The 7,945-nt window shown below is 47.0% G+C and carries 7 protein-coding genes and 1 pseudogene; 4 read left to right on the plus strand and 4 right to left on the minus strand.

The window, feature by feature from the left end; translation table 11 throughout:
• The first annotated feature begins 329 nt into the window (after window positions 1-329).
• Window positions 330-764: a DsrE family protein gene (locus tag IEW74_RS16780; protein WP_188667265.1), complete on the plus strand. Its 435-nt coding sequence runs from the start codon at window positions 330-332 to the stop codon at window positions 762-764.
• 27 nt (window positions 765-791) lie between these two features.
• Window positions 792-1,379, plus strand: coding sequence for a rhodanese-like domain-containing protein (locus IEW74_RS16785; RefSeq protein ID WP_229734404.1), 588 nt, complete (start codon window positions 792-794; stop codon window positions 1,377-1,379).
• Between the two features lie 112 nt (window positions 1,380-1,491).
• Here the strand turns inward: IEW74_RS16785 and IEW74_RS16790 are convergent, their stop codons facing one another.
• From IEW74_RS16790 to IEW74_RS16800, 3 genes are read right to left on the minus strand one after another with little or no spacing between them, the layout of a single operon-like run.
• Complete coding sequence (locus IEW74_RS16790; protein ID WP_188667269.1) at window positions 1,492-2,232, minus strand: hypothetical protein; 741 nt, start codon at window positions 2,230-2,232, stop codon at window positions 1,492-1,494.
• Between the two features lie 16 nt (window positions 2,233-2,248).
• Entirely contained in the window at window positions 2,249-4,267 is a 2,019-nt protein-coding gene (locus IEW74_RS16795) for an adenylate/guanylate cyclase domain-containing protein (RefSeq protein ID WP_188667270.1), read from the minus strand.
• A gap of 37 nt (window positions 4,268-4,304) precedes the next feature.
• Entirely contained in the window at window positions 4,305-6,677 is a 2,373-nt protein-coding gene (locus IEW74_RS16800; protein ID WP_188667272.1) for a WD40 domain-containing protein, read from the minus strand.
• Between the two features lie 187 nt (window positions 6,678-6,864).
• Here IEW74_RS16800 and IEW74_RS16805 point away from each other — a divergent pair, with 187 nt between their 5' ends.
• Window positions 6,865-7,095 (plus strand): hypothetical protein, encoded by a 231-nt coding sequence (locus tag IEW74_RS16805; protein WP_188667274.1) that lies wholly within the window; start codon window positions 6,865-6,867, stop codon window positions 7,093-7,095.
• A gap of 229 nt (window positions 7,096-7,324) precedes the next feature.
• Here IEW74_RS16805 and IEW74_RS16810 read toward each other — a convergent pair.
• A pseudogene (locus IEW74_RS16810) lies at window positions 7,325-7,519 on the minus strand (transposase); the annotation flags it as partial.
• 43 nt (window positions 7,520-7,562) lie between these two features.
• On the opposite strand from IEW74_RS16810, the gene IEW74_RS16815 reads away from it, so the two are divergent.
• Window positions 7,563-7,769: a hypothetical protein gene (locus IEW74_RS16815; RefSeq protein WP_188667276.1), complete on the plus strand. Its 207-nt coding sequence runs from the start codon at window positions 7,563-7,565 to the stop codon at window positions 7,767-7,769.
• Window positions 7,770-7,945 lie beyond the last annotated feature (176 nt).

Below are 7,945 nucleotides of genomic sequence, written 5' to 3' on the forward strand. Positions count from 1 at the left end.
CCCAAGGGGCTATGGCCATAGCCCCTTGGGATATTCAGCATTCATGCTTTTGATAAAATATAGCAAGCTTTAAAGAGACAATCCCGCACTTGATGCGGGATCCATTTAAAATCAATGGATTAGATGTTACTCATTGGACAAAGATGGATCCCCGATCAGGGTCGGGGATGACAGTTTAGGGGCTTTGTCAATAATCTGAGCCTGCTTCATTTTGAGGCAGGCTGTTTTTTTATGTGAAAAGAAATTGATAATTCGCAATGTACTTTACCATAAAATTATAATATAAGATTTAACTAATGTTTATTTCTGACTTATTGGAGTACCCCCGCATGATGAAAATATTCTCGTCTCTTGCCCTTGTCATGGGTTTAATGCTGTCTTCTGTTTCTTCCTATGCCGCCGAAGCAGCATCAAAGACCTTTGTTGTGATTACATCTGAGAGTGTGGAAACACAGGGAATGGCCTTGGTTTTGAGTTTGCAAGCCCTGAAAAATGGCTCTGATGTCCGTATTTTGCTTTGTGATCATGGCGGGGATATTGCTAAAAAAGACTATCAGGCAACACCGCTGCAACCCTTGAACGCGACACCGCAACAGTTGTTGAAAAAAGCAATGTCAAATGGGGCAAAAGCTGATGTCTGTGCGTTATATCTGCCGAACCGTGGCTTGGGTATGGATGCCTTGATCGAGGGCGTTTCCAACGCCAAACCGCCCCAAATCGGGACGTATATGGCAGACCCGTCCGTTCGTTATTTCACATTCTAATCAATGATCAGGACAGGAGGATTTTCTATGAAATATGTTGCAGCAGCACTGTTGGCATTTACGTTGATTGCGCCGGGTTATCAGGCACAGGCGGCAGATGTTCCAACCAAAAAAACGGCACAAGTACAATCCGGCCTATATGTCACAGCCAAAGAAGCATGGGACATGATGCAAAAGGATGAAAAGGTTGTTTTGATTGATGTACGCGACCCGATCGAAGTGATGTTTACCGGTTTTACAGATGAAACCGATATTCATGTCCCTTATCTTCTGAGTGACCGTACCCAGAAAAATGAGAAAAAATCGGTTTATGCGATGGTGAAAAACCCGAACTTTGTGAAAGAAGTCAAAGAGGCCTTGTTGGCAAAAAATGTATCGAAAGACACTGCTTTGATCTTTATGTGCCGTTCCGGTAGTACGCGCAGTGCCCCGGCGGCTGATCTGTTCTTCAACGAAGGATGGACGAAAAGCTATACAATGGTCGATGGGTTTGAAGGCGGTAAAAACAAGGAAGGCAATTCCAAAGGGGTGCGCGATGTCGATGGCTGGCGCAATTCCGGTTTGCCGTGGGGCTATAAGCTGAACTTCGAAAAAATGTATATGGCCGCAGAGTAGATCTATCCAAGACCTAATGAGAGAGGGCGCAATTGTTTCTAAACAGTTGCGCCTTTTCTTTATGACTTTACGGTTTATACCAGAATCGAAAAATACAGGTAAAGGGTTCCCTTTAATTGGCGTTGATGGCTTCACGCTGGATAATCGCCAGCAGGCCACGGGCTTGATCATTACATTCATTTGCCGCCAGCGAGACTAAAAATTCAACATCGCTATAGGTGCGGTTTTCCAGGATATGCAGGTTGATGAGGGTTTTGCTATCTTTACCTTCCTGCATGACCAGAAAACGGTCCCCATCGGTAATTTTCAAGCTGTTCGGCCATTGGTTGACCTCGCCGGCACCATTCCATTTGATCGTTTCCGCCATACTGTCGGCAACGTTAACCAAGGTGACCGTTGCATAATTTTCTTTTTTATAACGATCCAAAATCGGTTGCTTGCTGTCGATGATGCAATAATCTCCGGTTTCTGAAATATTTATGGCGAGTGCCTGATCGCGTCCTTTCAGGGAAGCGGCCCGGATGGCCCCGACGCTGCTGGAATCTTCTGCTGTGGATTTTACCAGACTGGCAAGGGCACGCATGGCTTTACTGTCCCCGCCGCCTGCGCCGTCTTTTTCCAGTTTATCTTTATAGGGGCCTTTTAAATGCAGGGTCTTTCCTTGGGCATTGATAAAGACAACGGATTTTTTGTCGGGGATGTCCACGATGGTTTCCGATGTAATCTGATCGCCCGCCTTAAAGGTTTTTATGGAAGAGGAAATCACGACATATGAGCTGGCAAAGGCTTGAGTACTTAGCCCCATGACAAGGGCAAGGCCAGCGGTGAGAAGTTTTTTATTCAGTTTAAACATTGCCAAAGCTCCTTGGTTATTTCGTTGTGGCACGGTAAACACCGTCCCAATCCGCATCCGGTGGGGTTTCCTGCCATGCCTGAATGCGATTTTCGTAAAGGGTGAATAAGCCGGGGATGTTAAAGGCGGCGGCGCTTGTCCGTGCGCGATTGAGATCGTCAAGCGCCTGTGTCCAATTTTGCGCTCGGTAGTTTGCGAGCATGGTTTCAAAATCGTTCTTGAACGCGAGAAAGCTGTTATCCTGAGCAAGTTCATCCCCGCCCAGCAAAGTATAAATCCGTACCGCCTGTGTTTTCCCTTTGACCTGAATGAGGTCCAGTTCCACGCAGGCTTGATCGGGGGCGAGGTTGAACGTTTCTTCGGAAATCACAACGTCAACGCCGTAAGTTTTGCTTTGCCCTTCCAGACGAGACGCCAGATTGACGGTATCGCCCAATACGGAATAATCAAAACGTTGCTGGGATCCCATATTGCCAACAACACATTCACCGCTGTTGAGGCCGATACCGACCTTTAACGGAATAAAGGGTTTGTTGTTTTGTCTGGCTTCTTCTTCCAATGCCGCATTTAAAGTGACCATTTCATCCAGCATGCGCCGTGCACTAATGCAGGCGTTTTTAGCATGTTCCGGGTCATCAAGTGGGGCATTCCAGAAAGCCATGATGCAATCGCCCATATATTTGTCAATGGTTCCGCGATAGGACATGATCTGATCGGTCAGCGGTGTCAGCATCCGGTTGATCAGGCGTGTCAGTCCCTCGGCATCATATTGTTCTGAAATGGTCGTAAAGCCACGTACATCGCAAAACAGAAGGGTTAAAACCTTGGTTTCCCCGCCGAGTTTCAACTGATCGGGGGCAGAGACGAGCTGTTCAACCATCGCAGGCGACAGATAATGATTAAAGGCATCTTGAACAAAGGCGGAATGCTGTTTTTGTTGGTATGCGGAATAGGCCGATCCCAGTCCAATCGCCCCGCCATAAGCCAGAAGCGGAGACAGCATGGGCACAACGATGGCCATTTCTGTAAAGAGCCAGATGATCACATAAGTGACGGCCACCACACCGGCCAAGGACAGCAAGATGCGTAACGCAGCCCCAATGGGGGCAAAGACCAAAATCGCAGCCAATAGGCCCAAAATGGTTGCGATTGTGATTTCTGCAATCAGGGAGGTGCCTTTTTCTGTGCGGTTTTCAATGATCTGGGACAGCATATGGGATTGGATCATAACACCGGGAATCACCCCGTCTTTGGGGCCGAGTGCAGCGGCAAACGGTGTTCTGTGACGATCCCCAAACGGCAGGTCGGCCCCGATCATAACGATTTTGTCTTTAAACCATTCTTTGGGTAAAAACTCGATCACATCAATCGCATACATGGGAAAGGCCGGGGTGTCAGCATCCGGTGGGCTGCGATACTGGATACGGACACTTTCCTCTAAAGGGTCCGCCCCGACAGATTTTGCAATTTCTGAGGCGAAACTGTATTTGAACCCGTCTTGTGTTTTTTTTCCCACAAACACATTGCGCACAGTCCCATCAACAGGGTCTTTATACAGGTTTGAAAAACCGGAACGCACACCTTGCAGGTAGTCTTTTTGAAAAGCAAATTGGGTTTCGGTCAATCCGGTTTGCAGGTCGGTCCATCCCGCAATAATCGGGATGTCGGATTGTCGCAACAGGGTTTGCAGGCGGGCGTCTTTTTCAGCTTCGGTCGGTTGGTCAAACAGGATATCAAGCCCGATGGCCCGAATGCCCAATCCTTGCAGATACTGGATTTTATCGGCGAGAAACCCACGGTCCACGGGGGAGCGATAGGGCAATTTTGCCAGTGTTTCTTCCGTAATGCGCACAATTACAATCTGGTTGTCTGTTTGTGACGGCGTATTGAAGATACTGAACCGCATGTCGGAGGCCCAGTTTTCGGCAACCGAAATAATGCTGATATATCGGGCGGGCAGGGTTGCAAAAGCGACCGTCAAAACGACGATCGCGATTTGCACCATGACAAAGGTTTGGTTTTTTACCGTTGCCATGTTTCCCCCTTGTTGTGTTTATGCAAACACATAGACCTTAGACTTTAACGGCCAACGGGAAGTCTTGCCCGCGTGAACTGATGACGGGGAATTGCGGTTCCCGTCCGCCTTCTTCGCTCAGTTCCGGCAAACGGTCTTCAATAAAGCGTGACAGGCCGCGTACCGATACCAAGCCATCATTCTTGCGTGGGTTGACACCGCCACCGTTCAAGGCTTCCAAAATGGTGTAGGTGAAGGCACCATGTCCCAAATCCGTCAATTCAACAGCAAACTGTTCTTTCGCGGCCCCCGCAATAACATGGATACCTGAGGTCCGGGACAGACGGCTTAAAGCCTTGCGTTCTTCAAAACCACGTGTCTTGGCAACGGCGGCGCCGGATTTACAGCTATCCATCAGCATAACGACTTTTTGGGCCGGGATTTCGGCAACCCAGGCTTCAAGTTCGGATGACGGAATGCCTTTTTCACGCACATGATCCGGGCGTTCAGGATAGGTGACGTCATAAGGCATGAAATACCAGCTTTCGCCCAAGGTGTCGCCATGTCCAGCCAGATAGATCAAGACAACATCTTCGGGCTTGGCGTTGTCTTTAATCGACATCAAGGCGGCTTTAATACCGGATTTGGTGGCCTGTTTATCAAAAACAGCCGTGGTGCGGATATCTTTAAACAGTTTTTTTGGTTGTTTTTCAAAGAAATCCTTGATGCCTGTGGCATCGGGCACCCCGTAATTCAGTGACAGGGCCGGGTTGCGGTAATCATTAATGCCGATGGCGGCAACATGCAGCACACTTTTCAGTTCCGCACCGCTATAGGCGATTTTAACTTTGGCGGGTTTGCTTTCAATCGCATCTTTGCTGAGCGCAACACAACGCAAATCGTTTTTACCCGGTGCCAATTTAATTTCGAAATTGTGGCTGTAAACTTTGTCTTCTGCATCGTCTTCATCAGGCATATGCTTGGCAACCAGTTTACCATTTTGATAAAGACGGATTTCTTTGACACCACCCCCTAAATCTGCGGCCTGAACACTGACTTCGAATTCATCGTCATCGGTGTCTTCATCAGAACTGGGGCTGGCAATGGCGACTTGGGGCGGGGTTGCAAAGGAAACGGATAATTTGGGACGTTCCTGAACGGTTGCCGGCGCTTCACTTGCTGATGCCAATGCCAGAACACCCGGTTCCATATGGCTTTCCCCGAACTGGTCCATATCCAGCGAGATATCGTCATTTTCCCACGTCACAGCCGTTAAGGCATCCCCATCACCTTCAAAACCGCCTGTTTCAACATCCAGTGCGGCCCAACCATCTTGCTTGGTTACGACAACACGGGCGGTTTCCTTGCCCTTGTTGGCATCTAAAATACGCGAAGTTCCATCCTTGCTGGCGACATGAACCACATTATTGCTTGTACCGAATTCAATAGATTTGACTTCTTCGGTGTTTTTGATTTCCGCGATGGTCGTTTTTGTATTGATATCGTTGATCTTGACCTGACCATCGGGGGCGGCGGTTGCGACCTTGGAGCCATCGTCACTGACATTGGCTTGGGTCACCGGGGCCCCTGTGTTGACTTCGCTGATGGTTTTGCTGAAATCCGCATTCCATTTTTTAACAGTGCCATCGCTTGAGGTGGTGATATAGCCACTATCGTCTTTCAAGGCCTGAATATGGGTGACTTCAGACTTATGGGCCTTGATGGTTTTAACCGCCTTGTTGCTGGTGCTGTCTACAATTGTGATTTTCCCGTCATTGCGCCCGGCAAGAACCGTTTTTCCATCGTTGGATAGGGAAACAGATTTGAGCTGACTTTTGGAAACTTTTGTTTGAACGGCTTGTTCGGGTTTGTCCGTATCAACGATAACCAAACTGCCGTCTTCCATTGCCACGGCTGCTTTTGCGCTTTTGTTTGCAACCGCCACCGCTGTCGGTTTGGTGTTGGATTGTGGTTTCCAACTGCCTTTTGTCTGACCGCTGTTGGCATTGATAACGCTGAGAGAGCCATCTTCTGCGGCACTGAGCGCCGTTGCATTATGTTCGGACATGGCAATGGTTGTTACAGGCGCCTGATGGAGATTGTCCACCTTTTTGACCTGACGGCCCTGATCCAGATCCCAAATGGTAACAGATCCATCATCATGGGCTTTTAACATATGTTTTTTATCCCGAGTCCCGGATACTTTTGCCGATGTGATGGCGTTGATTGCGGTAACTTGCTTTAAATCCACGGTTGCATGGGCGTTCACGACAAGGCTAAGGGAGCTGTTAATCGCATCTGTAATGGTCGATGTGACGGTTTGTGTAATAACAGAAGGCGGCATAAACTGAGCCAAGGCTGCGTTACTGGCGAGAACGGCACCAGCTGTTGTGATCGCAGTCGAGGTTAAAAACTTTCTACGACTAATCATTTTCCCTTAAACTCCCACTCGCATGTTGATGGCTATCTGTGAAAATAACCACAAGTTTAGCGTTAAATTACGATTGGAACTATTATATCAAAAAGTGAATGGAATAGCTTACTTATTTTGCGCTTTAATGGACAAGTTCAGTAAAATCTTTTATATTAACGCATAATGTAACAAGGAGCCGATCATTATGAAAACAGCCCTTCTCAGCCTATTCAGTGTTGCTATTTTGACTTTTGCCCTGTCCAGTGCACAGGCTAAATCTCCGACGGCAGAAAGTGTACAACAGGTTTTAGATAGCACGGTTTCCACAATCTCTCAGGAAGAAGCAGACAAAAAAAAGTCTGAGAAAGACGAGATGAAAGACGAGATGAAAGAGGAAATGAAAGAGGAAATGAAAGACGAAATGAAGAAAAAATAGTTAAGACTGAAACCCGATAGCTTTTATTGTTTGTCTGTTATCGGTGAGAATTATGAAGATTTTAAAGATGGGCAACGCCTTTCCTTGTAAGAGAGAAAAGGCGTTGCCTTTTTCAGAGTATTGACAAAGGTCTCGCATTTGCGGGGCCTTTGTGATTCAATGAGGTATGCTTAAAGAACGCGGTCCTCAGCAAACGGCACTTTCAGGGAGAATACGACCGGTAGTGACAGAGGTCACGGCTCCACATGACCAGATGATGATTGATGCTTTTGAGCAAACCATTGCTTCGCCAATCATAAAAATAACGCTGTACTGTGGAGCGAGGCGGAAAATCTCGGGGTAGCATTCGCCACTGACAACCCGTTGTCGCGATATACAGGATAGCGTTCATAACCTGTCGCAAATCAGTTATGCGAGAACGCCCCTGACCAAAATGTTTCACTATCAATTCATTGGATAGTTTGGTTATGGAGCATCATAAACGCTATCCAAATAAGCCGAAACAGCCTGACAAAAAATTCTGTTTTAGTTTGAAAAAAGATTTTGAAACCCGTGGGATTTCTGAAGAGGTTTTTATTAATAATCTTGTTTGTGATTTGCTTGAGATTATTGATTTCTCCAGCTTTATTGAGAGCTTGAAAAACTTATTAAATAAACCAACAGTACTGAAATAGTAGAGATGTGTTATTAATTTAACGCGGATTCGGGATAAGGGATTTATTAAGTTATTGACTCACAAGTATAAGGTGATGGGAGTAGGCTATTTATAGCTACAAAAACGGCCTACAATGGAGGTATCCATGGTTCCCATCGAAGAGATTTTCTGTGAGATCGACGATTTCTGCAAGCG

It is taken from the genome of Terasakiella brassicae, assembly GCF_014641495.1.
In the GTDB taxonomy this organism is placed as follows: Bacteria; Pseudomonadota; Alphaproteobacteria; order Rhodospirillales; family Terasakiellaceae; genus Terasakiella; species Terasakiella brassicae.